The 15,212-nt window shown below is 59.6% G+C and carries 12 protein-coding genes and 2 pseudogenes; 1 reads left to right on the top strand and 13 read right to left on the bottom strand.

All coding sequences use genetic code 11. From position 1 onward, the window contains the following. Positions 1–3: 3 nt before the first annotated feature. From AC1VXC_RS05195 to AC1VXC_RS05135, 13 genes and pseudogenes are all read right to left on the bottom strand, one after another. Positions 4–282: a hypothetical protein gene (locus tag AC1VXC_RS05195; protein ID WP_027080079.1), complete on the bottom strand. Its 279-nt coding sequence runs from the start codon at positions 280–282 to the stop codon at positions 4–6. Between the two features lie 387 nt (positions 283–669). Continuing rightward, positions 670–1,392 carry a hypothetical protein gene (locus tag AC1VXC_RS05190; protein ID WP_017354992.1) on the bottom strand — a complete coding sequence of 241 codons (723 nt, stop codon included), beginning with the start codon at positions 1,390–1,392 and terminating at the stop codon, positions 670–672. Between the two features lie 69 nt (positions 1,393–1,461). Beyond that, positions 1,462–2,187 (bottom strand): response regulator transcription factor, encoded by a 726-nt coding sequence (locus AC1VXC_RS05185; protein ID WP_051176182.1) that lies wholly within the window; start codon positions 2,185–2,187, stop codon positions 1,462–1,464. A gap of 1 nt (position 2,188) precedes the next feature. Then, complete coding sequence (locus AC1VXC_RS05180) at positions 2,189–4,648, bottom strand: heavy metal translocating P-type ATPase (RefSeq protein ID WP_027080080.1); 2,460 nt, start codon at positions 4,646–4,648, stop codon at positions 2,189–2,191. A gap of 78 nt (positions 4,649–4,726) precedes the next feature. Then, complete coding sequence (locus tag AC1VXC_RS05175) at positions 4,727–7,963, bottom strand: efflux RND transporter permease subunit (protein ID WP_027080081.1); 3,237 nt, start codon at positions 7,961–7,963, stop codon at positions 4,727–4,729. A 15-nt stretch (positions 7,964–7,978) separates the two neighbouring features. Further along, positions 7,979–9,232, bottom strand: coding sequence for an efflux RND transporter periplasmic adaptor subunit (locus AC1VXC_RS05170; protein WP_062171269.1), 1,254 nt, complete (start codon positions 9,230–9,232; stop codon positions 7,979–7,981). Further along, a complete protein-coding gene (locus AC1VXC_RS05165; protein ID WP_062167469.1) occupies positions 9,229–10,482 on the bottom strand; it encodes a TolC family protein in 1,254 nt (417 codons plus the stop codon). The genes AC1VXC_RS05170 and AC1VXC_RS05165 overlap by 4 nt, the downstream gene beginning before the upstream one ends. 56 nt (positions 10,483–10,538) lie before the next feature. Further along, a complete protein-coding gene (locus AC1VXC_RS05160; RefSeq protein WP_126941536.1) occupies positions 10,539–10,850 on the bottom strand; it encodes a hypothetical protein in 312 nt (103 codons plus the stop codon). A 141-nt stretch (positions 10,851–10,991) separates the two neighbouring features. Next, positions 10,992–11,363, bottom strand: coding sequence for a diacylglycerol kinase (locus tag AC1VXC_RS05155; RefSeq protein WP_027080084.1), 372 nt, complete (start codon positions 11,361–11,363; stop codon positions 10,992–10,994). A 71-nt stretch (positions 11,364–11,434) separates the two neighbouring features. Beyond that, on the bottom strand, positions 11,435–13,150 hold the full coding sequence (locus AC1VXC_RS05150) for a phosphoethanolamine transferase (RefSeq protein WP_055765228.1): 1,716 nt from the start codon (positions 13,148–13,150) through the stop codon (positions 11,435–11,437). Between the two features lie 158 nt (positions 13,151–13,308). Continuing rightward, positions 13,309–13,542 (bottom strand): annotated as a pseudogene (locus tag AC1VXC_RS05145) (dolichyl-phosphate-mannose--protein mannosyltransferase); the annotation flags it as partial. A 164-nt stretch (positions 13,543–13,706) separates the two neighbouring features. Further along, positions 13,707–14,027 (bottom strand): hypothetical protein, encoded by a 321-nt coding sequence (locus AC1VXC_RS05140; protein ID WP_481538671.1) that lies wholly within the window; start codon positions 14,025–14,027, stop codon positions 13,707–13,709. Between the two features lie 308 nt (positions 14,028–14,335). After that, positions 14,336–14,881, bottom strand: a complete 546-nt coding sequence (locus AC1VXC_RS05135) for a cation efflux transmembrane domain-containing protein (protein ID WP_481538670.1) — start codon at positions 14,879–14,881, stop codon at positions 14,336–14,338. A gap of 11 nt (positions 14,882–14,892) precedes the next feature. Between AC1VXC_RS05135 and AC1VXC_RS05130 the strand changes: the two are divergent. Then, a pseudogene (locus AC1VXC_RS05130) lies at positions 14,893–15,201 on the top strand (P-type conjugative transfer protein TrbL); the annotation flags it as partial. Positions 15,202–15,212: the final 11 nt, after the last annotated feature.

The raw sequence follows: 15,212 nt of genomic DNA, 5'->3' as shown, positions 1-15,212 counted from the left end.
CGATCACATTTTCTTCAAGGGCGCCGCTGTGGGCTGTGGTGGCACCGGACCCGGGTCGTTGAAGCACAGCATGACCTGATCGATGTCAAATTGATCGGCCAGCACGCGGGCGATCACCGCATGCACCAGGTCCAGGTCGACCGAGGGCGCAGCGACGGTGATGGTGGCCGCGATCGCACGACCGCGCTCTTTGGCGGGGACTAGGCGCAGGTCATCCACCGCTTTCACGCCGGGGTCGGTAAACATCGCCGTACGCACTTGTTCCAGCTCGGCTTCATTCATGTTGGCGGTGACTCCAGGGAATGTGATTGTCAGGCGGGATAGGTCTGAATCTTGCAATCAAAAAACACCGGCCTTGCCAGCAAGGTTGGTAGGCGGGGGACAGGCTCCGGCCGATGACGACTGTCGCCAGCGACCGCTGCAACCCTGAGCGCGCATCTTTGAGGCTCCGGTGGGCTTCGGGCGCATTGAAACCAGAAGTCGCCACCACGGACCTACCTCGGGGTATTGCTTCCGGCCGGTAGAAGACCTCCACAAACGTGATCTCGATGCGCCACCTCTCACAGAGCGAGACTGACGACGGGTGGTCCCATCCGCCCTTGCGTCATATTTGTCGCGCTCGCAGTTGTCAAGAATTAGCCTCCATGATTTGGATTGGTTGATCGGATCCTATTTCCTGCGAGGCTTGGACCGAAGCCCCGGTGGTCTGCGTTGCTTAATAGGTTGCTTCAATCTCCACCGGCTCCATTCACTAGTAGATCCTTCAGCTATGAAGGTGACCAGAACCCACTTCAGTAAGGGAGAGAACCCCACCTCAGCATCACGAAGCAGGTTGGCCCAATACCTTCCGACTAGGAAGGAGAATAGACTCATGGCAGTGACAGACGATGCGAACCACGGCCAACTGATGTCACTGACGTTCGCTTGGATGCCTTTCTTGTACATGTAAACTGCAAACACCAGAGCAGCGCACTGCATCGAGATCACAACCGCGGTCGGCGTCGCCCGGGCTCTGTGGAGGGCGGCGGCGAAGAGAGTCTCCGCAAACGAGAAGCCGATCAGCAATAGAGCTGCACTCAGCATCGCTGGACCGAACTCCGCAATTCCGGCGAGTGACAGCACGATTGGAAGGAATGCAAAGGGGAGTGGCTCCAAGCAGAGGGTTGGATAGAATTTCACGAACAGTGGCCATCTCTTTACCGCGACCAGAATGATGTCTTGCATCATCGCAACTACCAATGCAGCAGCCGCACTCGTTAGCGCAATCGACACCGGTATCCAAAACATCATCTCTTCTGATGCCGGCGCGAAGGGCACCATGGCCGCTGCGCCCCAAATCGCTGCGGCCAAGAACGCGCCAATTGGGAGTGCGGCTGGCTTCCACATGGTCATACTCTGATCAGAATACGTGGCCAAATAGTCAGGCGCTCAAGGTCTGCACTGACGGCTCTGCAGCCATGTCTACGCCTCACCGTCATAGGGCCTCCCTTCCCCGGGGGGGGGCATAGGCCTTGATGGCGGTATCAGTCGATACCCAACCCGCGGCAGCGTCTGGATCATCTTTTCCTCAAACGGACCATCAATGCTTCGCCGCAGGCTGGACATCTGTGATCGCAGAAGATCCCCGTCGGGCAGGTCGTCACCCCAGAGAGTGTGCTCAAGCTGCCGCCTGGTCACAGCGGCAGGACTTGCCCGCATCAGCGCTTCAAGGAGCTTCCTGCAAGCTGGGTACAGATGCAGTCGTTTTCCAGCCCGTGTGGCCTCCAACGTACTCAGGTCCAACGTGAGCTCTCCGATCAGCAGCCGCCTCCTTGTTACGCGTCCCTCCGTACGGGAAACCAACGCCTCTAGGCGAACTTCGAGCTCCGGGAGCTCAAAAGGCTTGGTCACATAGTCATCTGCACCGGAGCGGAAAGCGATGATTTTGTCCGAGAGCGCAACCTTTGCAGCCAACATCACAACAGGAACTGAAACACCGTGATTCAACCGCAGCCTTCTCAGAACCTCCGGGCCTTCCATGCGAGGAAGCATCCAATCAAGAATGACTGCGTCGTAACCATTGGACGCCGCAAAGTGAAGGCCGGCGATGCCGTCCCCGATGGTATCAAGCTGATGCCCTCGGGCCTCGAAGTAGGCCAGAATCTTCAAAGCGACTTCTCGATCGCGCTCAATCACTAGAATTCGCATGTCACGACTGACGGAAGCCAAGGAGCCTCAGCGCATTGAATACAACCAACAAGGTTGAACCTTCATGCACTGCCACAGCCGGTCCAATGCCAAGACCTAGGATGGTCGCAGGAACCAACAACGCTACGACGCCCAGGCTCACATACACGTTCTGACGGATCACCCGTTTCGTGCGTCGACTAAGCGCTACAGAGAATGCAACCTGTCTCAAATCCTCAGACATAAGCGCGACGTCGGCAGTCTCCAGCGCTACGTCCGAAGAGGCGGCACCCATTGCAATTCCGACGCTGGCACTAGCCATTGCGGGTGCGTCATTCACACCGTCGCCGACCATTGCCACTCGCTCCGTCTCCTTCAACTGACGTATTGCCTTCACCTTGTCGTCAGGCATGAGATTTCCCCATGCCTCGTTTAGACCCACGTCCGTTGCCACGGCTTGAGCTACAGTCTGGTGGTCGCCAGAGATCATGATCATTCGTTGGATGCCCAAGCGCCTTAGCTTGTCCAGGGCTTCACGCGCCTCTGGCCGGGGCGTATCCATAAGGCCGATGACACCTAGGTCGCGATCACCTAGGCGAACGGCCATCGTGGTTCTGCCGGCGTTACGGAGCTCCTCAATGGCAGACTCCGCACCCGCGGATAGAGCGCCAATGCCGTCGTTACCGAACATTTCTGCCTTTCCTATCCACACGTCAATGCCGTTCACCTTCGCCTGAACGCCTCTTCCAGCGAAGTTAGCGAGGTCTGTCGCTACCATGACCGGTCCATCGCCCAGGCGAGTATTACCATCTCGAACGATAGCTGCGGCCAAAGGGTGGTCACTTAAAGCCTCGACGGCGACGGCAACGTGAAGCAGTTCCTGCTCTGTCGTTCCCTGCATCACTTTGATGTCGGTAATTCGCGGCTTGCCTTCAGTGAGCGTTCCAGTCTTGTCGAACGCGATGGCACGGACCATGCCCAGCTCCTCCAGTGGTGCGCCACCCTTGATGAGTACGCCACCTCGCGCAGCTCGCGCAATTCCCGCTAGAACCGCGCTTGGAGTCGCGATTGCCAGTGCGCAAGGGCTTGCCGCTACAAGTACCGCCATCGCTCGATAGAAGCTGTCGCGGAATGGCTCATCGATCACGATCCATGAGAAAAGTAACAGCACGGCCAAGATCAGAACAGCGGGAACGAATACCCTCTCAAACTTGTCTGTGAAGCGCTGCGTTGGCGATTTCCTGGTTTCGGCTTCGCTCACCATCTTGACGACGCGGGCCAGTGCCGATTCGCCTGATCGACGCGTGACTTCAACCTCCAGGGCGCCGGAGCCATTGATAGTGCCGGCGAAAACACGTGACTCCATTACCACCGAATCAGGTCGATCCCGTGCTAGAGCAGCGTCATTGACTGCCAGCTTATCAACCGGGATGCTTTCCCCGGTGACAGGGGCTTGGTCAACGCTGCTAGCCCCTTTGATAACGAATCCGTCCGCCGGCATCCGGTCATTGGGACGTACGACCACCACATCTCCAGGTATCAACGATTCAACCTGGACTTCCACGACCTGCCCATTCCTCAGCACCCTGGCAGTTTCTGGGGCAAGCTTGGCGAGAGCTTCTATCGCACGTTTAGCCCGGCCCATCGCGTAGTGTTCAAGGGCGTGACCGAGACTGAAGAGGAACAGAAGCAAGGCGCCTTCGGCCCATGCGCCGAGCGCGGCTGCGCCTGCCGCTGCAACCAGCATCAGCGTATCGATCTCAAAGCGCTTCAGCTTGATGTTCCCGATCGCCTCGCCAAGCGTGAACCAGCCGCCAAAGACGTAGGCTGCTACGTAAAACGCTGTGGGGATCCAGGGCGTTTGGGTCAACCCAAGCTTTTCAATCGCAAATCCCACGATCAGGAGCAGGCCGCAAGCAAGTGAGAAGATCAGCTCACTATTGCCACCTAGCGTGCCCCCGTGGGAATGACCGGGGTCCTGTCGGTCCTTGTGATCGTGTCCTTCGTGCTGATCCTTCAAATCTCCCCTCGGACTCGGTGGCTCTTGCGCTACACCCAGCGCCTCAAGCTTCGCTCTCAGCTCCGCCTCGCCTGTCTTGGCTCTCTCGTACTCGATGCTTATGCCACCAGCTGGGCTGGTGGTGGCTTCAATGACGCCTGGTACGGCCTGCACTTGCGCCGCAATTGTCCTTGCCTTTCGTGCGTGAACGGCCGAACCAAGCTCCAAGAAAAGGTGGCCATACCGATCACCCAACTCAATGCCCACGGATGCCGCCACCTCTCGCACTCGCTGAAGCGAGACGATCTCGGGGTCGTAATGAATGCAGAGCGTTCCGAGAGCTTCGTCGCTACCCTCGCGAATGTGCACGCGCGATACTCCCTCCATGTCCTGAAGACCAGCGACCAGCCTCTGGACGCAGCTGTCGTCCCGAGAGACACCTGGGAGTATTACTGGCAGTTCGAGTTCTGTGGTCAGGTTCATTTGTTCCCTCCAACGTCATAAAAATGGAACGGGAAGTCCGGCAGGCAGATGCTCTGCCGGGCCCAAACACTCCATCATTCAGTGGACAGTTTCCGGTTGCCCTTTCGGGCCTGCCTTGGCCAAGCGTCCCGCAAATGTCGGCAGCACAAGAAGTGTTAGCACTGTTGCGGTCAACAGGCCGCCAATGACCACCGTGGCGAGAGGCTTCTGCACCTCAGCACCAGATCCACTCGCAATAGCCATTGGAATGAAGCCAACGATCGCCACCAGCGCGGTGGTCACCACCGCGCGAATTCGGCTGCCGGCACCGTTCATTGCAGCGATCAATGGACTGTCACCTGCATCAAGCCTCTCTCTGATGGCTTGCATGAGCACCAATCCATTCAGGGTCGCAACACCCGATACCGCGATGAATCCGACGGCGGCAGATACCGAGAACGGCATACCACGCACCAGCAACGCGAGAATTCCGCCAACCAGGGCCAGTGGGACGCAGGTGAACACCAGGCCCGCCTCCTTTGCGCTGCCCAATGCCATGAACAGCAGGCTGCCGATCAATAGGAAGACAATCGGAACAACTGTCATGAGTCGCTTTTCAGCCCGCTGCAAGTTCTCGAACTGACCTCCCCACGTCATGTGGGCGCCCGGCGGAAGCTGTACGTCCTTCACCGCCGCCTGGGCCTCTCCAACAAACCCGCCCAAGTCACGACCGCGAACATTTGCCTGCACCACCACACGACGGCTTCCATTGTTTCGACTGATCTGGTTCGGCCCCTCGCTGATCTCAATGCGTGCGACAGAGGAGAGCGGCACGATGCCCCCAGTTGGAGTTGCAATCGGCAGTGACGCGAGCTGATCGGGGTCATTGCGTGCATCGTCGCCGAGGCGCACAACAACATCGAACCGGCGGTCGCCCTCGAAGATCTTGCCTGCCGCAGCGCCGCCAATACCGGTTGAAAGCGCGTCGCTCACGTCCGCTGCCGTGAGGCCATACTGCGCAGCTGCAAGATGATCGATTGCCACATTGAGCGTGGGCAGGCCGGAAATCTGTTCAACACGGACATCCGCTGAGCCCTGGACATTCCTCAGCTTCAGCGCGACCTGATCGGCAACAGCTTGCAGTTGCTCGAAGTTGTCGCCGTAGATCATGACGGCCAGGTCCGTACGCACGCCTGAGATCAGCTCATTGAAGCGCAGCTCGATGGGCTGGCTGAATTCAAAGCTGTTGCCTATCTGCGAGGCGGCGATCTTCTCAAACCTTGCAATCAGATCCTCCTTGCTCAGGGAAGAGTCTGGCCACTCCTTTCTCGGTTTAAGTACGATCACACTGTCGGAGATGTTGGTCGGCATGGGGTCGATAGCTGCTTCTGCAGTACCGGTCCGCGAGAAGACCGTCACAACCTCTGGTTCAGCAGCAATGGCCTTCTCCAGCGCCAATTGCATAGCCAACGATTGCTCAAGCGACGTCGATGGCACACGCAACGCTTGCATAGCGAGATTTCCCTCATCAAGCGTTGGCATGAACTCTCGACCCAGCATCGTAAAGCCGACCACGCCCATCGCGAGCATCAAAATGGCGCCAGCGAACACTGCCTTGGGCCTACGAATCGCCGCTTGGATCGCCGGTTCAATACGGCCGCGCAGGACGCGGATGATGGCAGTCTCATGTTCTTCGTCTTGGTCGCTCTCGTGCCCCTCCTTGTTCGCGTGGAGCTTGGGCTCCCTGACCAACAGGGCAGCCATCGCCGGTACAAAGGTGAACGAGAAGATAAACGCGCCAACGAGGGCGAGCATGAAGGTGGCGGCCATCGGTTGGAACGTCTTGCCCTCCACACCTTCCAGCGTAAGGATCGGTGCGAACACCAACAGGATGATCACCTGGCCGAAGGCTGCAGGGCGCGCCATTTTCCTCGCCGAGTCGGCGGCCACACGCAGTCGCTCCATGGCATTGAGGGGTCGGCCGAGTTCCGCACGCCGCTTGCCAAGCATCAGCAGGGTGGACTCGATCACAATTACCGCGCCATCCACAAGGATGCCGAAGTCCAGCGCACCCAAACTCATGAGGTTGCCGCTGATGCCGAACTTGTTCATGCCGATAACAGCGAACAGGAACGACAGCGGAATGACCAATGCGGTGATGGCTGCCGCACGCAGGTTGCCCAGGAGCAGGAACAGCACAACTACGACCAGCAGGGCACCTTCGGTCAGGTTCTTGGCGACAGTCTTGACAGTGGAGTTAACCAGCACACTACGGTCCAGCACTGGCTCTGCGAAGATATCGGCGGGCAGAGATTCATTGACCTGTGCCAGGCGCTCAGCTGCAGCTTGAGCGACGGTGCGGCTGTTGCCGCCGGCGATCATCAGTGCCGTGCCCAGTACCGCCTCATGACCATTTCGGCTAGCTGCACCAAGCCGTGGGGCGCGCCCCATACCGACCTCGGCAACATCGGCCACCCGGATGACCACACCGTCCTTGGTGGCCACCGGCGACTGAGCCAAGTCGTCGGTCGTCAGGGCAAGGCCGTCTGCCCTAACGACCAGGCCTTCGCCCGCACGCTGGACGAAACCCGCGCCAGCCTGGACGTTGGAGCGTTCCAGTGCTTGGACCAGATCGGCCAGACCCAAGTTGTATGCCGCCAGTCGAGCGCTGTCGGGGTAGATGCCGTATTCCTTGACGTACCCACCCACCGTATCAACACCGGCCAGGCCGGGGCTGGAGCGCATCTGTGGTGCGATGATCCAGTCCTGGACAGTACGCAGGTACGTTGCGCGCTCCTGGGCGGTTCCAAGACGATCGCCCTCTGGTGTCAGGTAGACCTCACCCTCTTGCCAGCCAGCCTGGCCGGGCTTGGCCAGCTTCTTGGGGTCGAATGGCTTGAAGTCCACCGTCCACATGAGAACCTCGCCCAGCCCGGTTGTAACCGGGGAGAGCATGGGGGACACGCCCTCGGGCAGATCTCCGGCAGCCTCCCGCATCCGCTCTGCCACCTGCTGGCGGGCGAAATAGATGTCGGTCTGATCAGTGAAGATCGCGGTGACCTGAGAGAAGCCATTGCGTGATAGGGAGCGAGTGGTGTTCAGACCTGGGATGCCGGCCAAGGCCGTCTCCAGAGGATAGGTGACCTGGCGTTCAATCTGCTCCGGAGTAAGGGCAGGTGCGATGGTATTGATCTGAACCTGGCGGTTGGTGATATCTGGTACAGCATCGACTGGCAGCTTGCTCAGTTGGAACAAGCCAAAGCAGGCAATCGAAGCAGCCAGAAACACCACGAGCCAACGGAACTTGACCGCTGCTTCAATGATGATCTTGAACATGGTGTATGAGTTCCCTTAGTGGCCGTGCTCGGCTTCGCCCTTGGCCAGTTCGGCTTTGAGCAGGAAGGCATTGGCGCCTACGAGGCGCTCACTACCTGTCAGGCCGTTAAGGATTTCGATTCGATTACCTGCACGACGACCAGCGAGTACCGGCGTAGCCTGGAAACCACCCTGGACGGCAACGAAGACAACACTTCTGCCATCAACGCTTTGGACCGCATCCGCCGGCACACTCATACCTTCAGCGGCACTATCGGCGATGATGACGGCCGAAACGGGGGAGCCGGCCGGTGGCAACTTCTCCGAAATTGGTTTGGCGCGAATGGTCGCGGTGCCTCCCTGCTGCATCACATTCGCAGCGGCGGCAATCACCTCAGCTTCGAAGCTTCCGCCCGGGCCAGTCACTTCCAGCTTCATTCCGGGCACCGCGAGAGTGGCCAGTGCTGGCGGTGCAGTGAATACGAGTTCATTCATGTCCGGATTGGAAACCTCCGCAACAAGCGTTCCAGCTGAGACGACACCACCGGGCGTCACTTGGACGTTGCCAACCACGCCAGCGACAGGACTGGAGATTGTCACCCGGCCGGAACTGTCCGGAGATCCACTGGCCGCTACCTGTGCACGTGCAGCACTAGCGGCGGCATCAGCGGCCAAAGAGCGCGCGCGCGAGGCCTCCAGCTCCTGGCGAGCCACTACGCCCTGCTCGACAAGAGACTTGTCGCGGCCGTAGGCCAGGCGAATGGCTTCGGCCTCCGCCGCAGCGGCAGTGGCGGCGGCTTTGAAGGTCGCAGCTTCTCCACTGACAATGATCACCAGGGGCTGGTTGCTCTTGACGGCTGTACCCGGCGCAACAAGCACGCGCTCAACGCGGCCGGTGACCGTTGAGGCGATGGCAGCACGCCCCCCGATGGCCGGCTCGACGCGACCTGCAAGGCGGGTCGATGCGCCACCGCCGCGGCCGACAGCCACCACGCCGATGCCAGATGCCTTGATCTGGTCAGGCGTCAGCTTGACTACACCTTCCTCGGACTCCTCTTCGCCATGTTCGCCATCACCATCACCTTCACTGTGCGCCTCGGCGGAGCCCGGCTTTGCGTCAGCTGCGTGATCGTCGTGACCATCATCCTTTCCAGCCGGCTTTTCTGCCTCCGTACCGGTGGATTTGGCATCCTCCTGCGCCCCGCCACTGCATGAGGTCAGCGCGCCGGTCATCATCAAGGTAGCCAGCAGCGTCGCTCCGATGAGCGTCTTGTTTCCGTACTTGTTCATTTTGCCTCCACAAACGGTGCGCGCCCTTCAAGGCGGGCGAGGTCGATTTCTGCTGCCACCCGGCTAAGACGGGCATCCACAGCACTGCCACGCGCAGCGATCAGGGTTGATCGCGTGCTGCGCAGCTCCAATTGCGATATACGACCTGCCTCAAATCCGATGCGGGCCAGCCGATAGGCTTCATCTGCGGCCTGTACGCTTTCATCCGCTGCTCGTGCGCGGCTGTTGGATGCCTTGAGACTCGCTACCGCTCCCAAACGGGCCGCCTCACTGTCACGCCTCTGAGCCTCCAGAACCGCTTCGGCAGCACGTTGTTCCGCATAGGCCGCCTGGATCGCACCGCGGTTACGATCGAATAGGGGGATCGAAAGGCTGATGCCCACGTTGTAAGCTTGGTCGCCCGCTTGGCGGAAGCGCGTCTGAGCCACGGATGCACTCAGTTGTGGCAACGCACGCTTGCGCTCAACATCGATAAGGCGGCCGGAGGCGTCCGCTTCGGCTTGGGCGATACGAACGGCAAGCGGGGCGGCCTCATTGTCAATTGGGTGAGAGGGCACTCGGTCAAGCAGGCTTTCGCCGATGTCGGTCAGCGGGCTGTCCACTAAGGACACCCCGGCTAGGCGAGCAAGCGCCGCATCCCGGTAGGCCTCGGCCTCATCTAGGCTGGCCTTTGCATTGGCGACCTCGCTCCGTGCCTGCACACCGCGCAGGTTGGGCTCACGTCCCTCGCTGACCATCGCAGCTACCGCCTTGGCGTCCTGTTCAATCAAGGCCAATGCCTCGCTGGCCAACTCATATCGGCGCAGCGCAGCCTCTGCTTCGGCGTATGTCGCAGCCAGGCGACCCGCTGCGTCACTGCGCATCAGATCACCCCGCAAGCCTGCAGCCCCAGCCTCCGCACGCGCGGCGCGCACTCGGGCCCCTCGTTGACCCCAAATCTCCAGCGGCTGGGAGAGGGTGACAATGCTGTCAGCGTTTGAGAAACCTTTGTAGGGACCAGTGCCGTAGGCGTTCTCCGCTTCGATGGAGACCGTCGGATTGGGCAGTGCCCGAGCCTGTTGTACCCGCGCCTCGGCTGCCTCAGCCAGCGCGACGCCTTGGACCGTCGCAGGCATCTGGTTCAAGCGAGAAAGCAACGATTCGTAAGATGGTGCAGTTTGAGCAGCTACATGCCCGGTTGGCACCAACGCCAGCAGAACAGCGACAGCCAACCCGGTCGCTGAAAGCGACCGACCCGTCAAAATCGACATAAAAACTCCCGTAAATTATCTGAGCGAACTACCCGCAAATGCGGGGCAGAGCCAGATCAGATACGGGGGGGGCGCATGGGTCCGTCGAGTCGGAGGGCGTAGACGTCCCCGTGCTCGGTACTGTGCAGCGAAATCCGGCCATCGGCGAACAGATCGTCGTGACCGGCAGCTGGGAGGCTTGCCGTTGAATGGTGGCAATGCCCATGGCCACAGGCATCGGCACTGGACGAATCCTTGCTCTTGCTCGACTCGGAGTCTGAATCACTTTGCAAGGCGTGCACATCGCCCACGCTGACCGTCGCTTCTTGCGCGCACGCCAATGCCTCGGCCACAGGCACGACCACGAACGCCGCCAAAAGCAGCAGCATCAGGTATATACGAATAGCAGGCAGAGAGCGACGCATTGGGAAAGGTTAGCAACCTCTTTTGGACGGATACAATTACATAAAAACACTACGGTGGCTGTGCTTGAACGCACCCTAGCCCCGTTCAGGTCGGGACCCAGGGAATCAACCCACAAGGATAACGGCCCATGTGAGGGCGACATTGCAAAGAGCCACGAACACCGCAGCCGACCCCATGTCCTTCGCACGACCAGCCAGCTCATGGATTTCTGGGCCATACCGTTCGATCACTGCCTCGATAGCGGAGTTCAGCAGCTCGAATGCCAAAACGAACAGTACGCTCCCCATGAGAAGCACTCGCTCTACCCCTGAGTTGCCGAAAAAGATAGCTGTAGGTAATGCCACCGCGGCCATAACAACTTCCAACCGAAACGACGATTCATGCAGCCAAGCTGATCTCAGCCCCTGGAGAGACCAGCGAAGCGCCTCAAAGACGCGCGCAATGCTCCGCGGACGATGACCGTACATATCTGCCACTTCGATGTTTCCTTCTTTTGGGCCCAAGAGACGCTCACGGGTCTTCCAACAGCGATACTCGCCGTGGTCGGCTATAGGCTGTGACCGGCGTTGCTGGTACAGCCTGAGAACAGATTTAGGCTCTCGTCTAGCACCGTCGTCCTAACCTGCATCAGGCCAAGCACAGAATGGAAGAGGTTGTCGTGGCTGGACGGCTGCTTTGATCGGTCCCGGACACATTGAAGGTCCAGGTTGTTGCTGCTCTTCATACCATCAGACATCCACATCACCATCGGCACCTTGATCTGAGTATCAGGGGCGATAGCGTAGGGGAGCCCGTGAAGATAGACGTTCGCCTCCCCTAATGACTCGCCGTGGTCGGAGACATAGATCAGCCCGGTATCGTGACTCTTGTCCTGTTCAAGCATGCGAATTGTCTTTGCAAGGAAGTCATCTGTCGCAAGGACCGCGTTGTCATACGCATTGACGATTTCACCGCGTGTGCACTTGCCCAAGTCTGCGTTTCGGCAGTCGGGAGTAAATTTCGTCAGATCTTCCGGGTATCGCTTGAAGTAGCTGGGTCCGTGGTTCCCCAGCTGATGTAGAACGACAACGACATCACCAGGGTTGTCCTCGATCGAGTCATGCAGACCTTGCAGCATAATCTCGTCACGGCATGCTTGGTCGTCGCACAGAACATCCTTGACCGGCACGCGATAGGATTCAAATGCCAGATCAGAGCAGACGCCCTTGCATCCAGTCTGGTTGTCACGCCATAGGGTCCTGACCCCGGCACGCTCCAAAACATGCAGAAGCGACTCCGAACCTTTGATCTTGTCTCGATCGTAGTCTCGCCTCCCGTACGCAGAGAACATACAGGGCACCGACACTTCGGTGTTTGACCCGCAGGCGGTCACGTCTGAGAAATTGACGACGTCCAACGCTGCCAACTGTGGCGTTGTCTGTCTGCCGTATCCATTCAAACCCCAGTTCTGCGCACGAACCGTCTCACCTACAACGATGACCAAGAAGTGGGGCTTCGCGCCTGGCGGATGAGGCGTCATCATGGCATCGGGGCCAACCACTTGGATCGGACCGCGCTCCGCACGGGTGTCTTCTCGCACAACCTTCGCAATGGAAGCGATGTAGTTTCCAGGGTTTGCAAGGTATCTGACTTGCTTGTGATTGCGTATGAGTGATGAGAGGTCGTCGAATGACGCAATTGCCGCGCCAACGATTACAACAACCGCCATGCCAAGTAGAAGCACTCTTGCAAGTATCGCCCGCGTCACATTGGAAGAACGTTGGAGCCTTACCATGCATACCGCGATAGCTGGCACGACGCCTTTAATTAGTACCGCAAGAAAGAAGCCCCAGGTCAGCAACTCTCCGGCTTCAGCGCCGTCGGTCTTCAGCACATTTCGTACCATGCTGGCGTCGAAGTAGACGCTGTAATTGTCTGAATAGTAGGCAGCAGTAGCGGACACGACGAGAAGCAATGCAAGAACCGGCTTCACCGTCCATCGAACGCATAGCAATCCGAGAATGAGCACATTCAAGGCAGTGAGGATCGCTCCCGTAGAGATAACAAGTAGCGCACGAGCTGCTCCGTCCGCACCACTCTTCGCAATTACTTCTGCGAAGAACGCGCTGTTGAGAAAGAACGTGAAGTACATCGCCACGATGATAATCAACGTGTTGACGCCCAGCTGCGGGCCGCAGATGGGCTTGCCAAGACGGCCCAGTGGATCTGAGCCTAGGCCCCCGCGCGAACTGCCTCGGTTGAATTCTGTTTTCACGTAATGCATTGGTGATTCCTTTTTATTGACCACCGCGCGCGCCCCTAGCGCACACGGCCGCCATTGCGCGTTCCTAGATGGAAAGCCATCCACACATATGCAACGCCTGACACCAGCGAAGGGGCCAGGACCGCGGTCCGCAGGTTTTGGGTCAGTGACAGCAGTGCAGCCGAGATCCACATGAAGAGACGCTTGTCTGGGTGCAGCTCCGCTCCCCGACGCGGGAACAGCGAGCTTCCGGTTGCCACCATTTGGGTGGCAACCAAGGCAAATCTCGGTTCGTCGACAGGCCCAAAATCGCGCACACCAAGAGATGCGCCGATGGCAAGCACGGAGGTTGCCATCAGTAGTGCCGCTCGATCGCGTGCAGTTCGGAGATTGGTAGATGTTGAGAAGGGCATTCAGGTCGCCTTCTTCAAGGCGGCGCAGTACTGGCCGGCGACTGCACGTGCAGCCACGCGTCGGCCGAGCGCACGGAGCGCCCAGCAACAAGATGTGTTCATGGAAAGACCTACACAAAGGTGATCGCAGAAGGACTGACAGGCGCGTTGCGCCTGTTATGCGATCAAAGCCTGGGAGGTCTAATCAGCGTGTCCGGGATGTGGGACGTCATGGGCTGTTCGTAGAACGTGTGCCCGCCTTCATTTCCTGCGGCTTCGGCACTGGTGAAACCGTTGGACGCCACAAAAGTGCTGCTGTGGTGGCAGTGACCGTGACCACAAGCGGCATGCGCCTTATCGGGGTGGCCATCGCCTGGCCCTGCCACTTCCTGGTGTGACTGCTCCTCAGAGAAGCAGACCGAAGCATCAACGACAGGCACGATGATCATCACTGCGAGCAGCAGTGCCAGAGCGTAGCGCTTGGCATGGATGACAATGGAAGGCACGTGTGGCTAGGACTGATACATTTGAGGCCGGAAAGATACCTTGGGTCCCGCTCATCAGCAAGCTGACGCTTATTCATCAATCTCGCGGGCTCGAGTGGCCTCTGCGAGTCAGGTGGCCAGGCAAAAGCTGGCGCGGGAAATTGACGGAATCCGGCATCCGAAGAACAGAAAGTTAACGTTTTGCCTGAGCTTCCGCACGGTCACGCAGATTGAGCTGCGACGGATTAGGTCGGGGGCCAGCTGCGCCACGTGACAGTGCCGGGTTCAAGCGCAGCCGCCAGAGTCCGAGCTCAGTCGGCCAAGCCTGGTCATGCAGCCGTCTTGCGCGCGTCGGCACCTGCCCGGCGGGCATCACCTAAAATCTCGAAGGCTTCCTTGATCACATACAGGCCGATCAGGGCGCCGATCACGAAATCCGGGTACGGGCTGGCCAGCCACCACACCAACAGACCGGCCAGGATCACCCCAACATTGGCGACCACATCGGCCCGCGTGAACAGCCACGTCGCTCGCAGATGCACTTCGCCGGACTTTAGCGGTGCCAGCATGCGCAGCACCGCCATATTGACCGCCAGCGACAGCAGGGCGGTGCCAATCATCCAGCCGCTGACCGGCTCGGCGCCGTACATCACCCGGCGGCCCACCTCAACCAACACGCCCACACCCAGCACAAGCAGCACGCTGCCGCTGACCCAAGCGGCATTGGCCTTGAAGCGCGCCGTGCGCCCGATAGCGACCAGGCCAATGGCATAGGCGGTGGCATCGGACAGCATGTCCAGAGCGTCGGCCAGCAGGCCAGTGGAATGGGCAATCCAGCCGGCGATGCCGCCGATCACGGCCATCGCCGCGTTCAACGCTAGGGCGGGGACTGGGCAGCGTCGTCAAGACGGGTGCGCAGGCAGCTGGGCGAGGCGCTGCGTCCCGAGCCTCCGCTGCCGGGCAACGCATGGCCGCTCCCTTCCGCGCAGGCTGGAATGGGGATGCGGGAGCGTCAGGTGGCCCCGCCCCGGCAAGTGCCACTGCGGCCCAGGCACCGGAACAACCTGCCTGGGCCAAGCGGCTGCACCGCCGCCAACAAATCACCCATGCCGCGACCACCACCGCCCACGCGCTGCGCGGTGGCGATGGCGGCGGCTCTGGCCAAGGGCCGAGCCTGCGCGGCTCCGACGACTGAAGCGATTCATA

It is taken from the genome of Stenotrophomonas sp. STEN033, assembly GCF_056856655.1.
Note: the sequence above shows the minus strand (reverse complement) of the source record. Positions and strands in the feature narration are given on the sequence as shown.

Bases quoted from the DNA above. Each gene is read 5' to 3' on its own strand.
- AC1VXC_RS05195 (WP_027080079.1), bottom strand. From the start codon at position 282: ATGAATGAAGCCGAGCTGGAACAAGTGCGTACGGCGATGTTTACCGAC.
- AC1VXC_RS05190 (WP_017354992.1), bottom strand. From the start codon at position 1,392: ATGACCATGTGGAAGCCAGCCGCACTCCCAATTGGCGCGTTCTTGGCC.
- AC1VXC_RS05185 (WP_051176182.1), bottom strand. From the start codon at position 2,187: ATGCGAATTCTAGTGATTGAGCGCGATCGAGAAGTCGCTTTGAAGATT.
- AC1VXC_RS05180 (WP_027080080.1), bottom strand. From the start codon at position 4,648: ATGAACCTGACCACAGAACTCGAACTGCCAGTAATACTCCCAGGTGTC.
- AC1VXC_RS05175 (WP_027080081.1), bottom strand. From the start codon at position 7,963: ATGTTCAAGATCATCATTGAAGCAGCGGTCAAGTTCCGTTGGCTCGTG.
- AC1VXC_RS05170 (WP_062171269.1), bottom strand. From the start codon at position 9,232: ATGAACAAGTACGGAAACAAGACGCTCATCGGAGCGACGCTGCTGGCT.
- AC1VXC_RS05165 (WP_062167469.1), bottom strand. From the start codon at position 10,482: ATGTCGATTTTGACGGGTCGGTCGCTTTCAGCGACCGGGTTGGCTGTC.
- AC1VXC_RS05160 (WP_126941536.1), bottom strand. From the start codon at position 10,850: ATGCTGCTGCTTTTGGCGGCGTTCGTGGTCGTGCCTGTGGCCGAGGCA.
- AC1VXC_RS05150 (WP_055765228.1), bottom strand. From the start codon at position 13,150: ATGCATTACGTGAAAACAGAATTCAACCGAGGCAGTTCGCGCGGGGGC.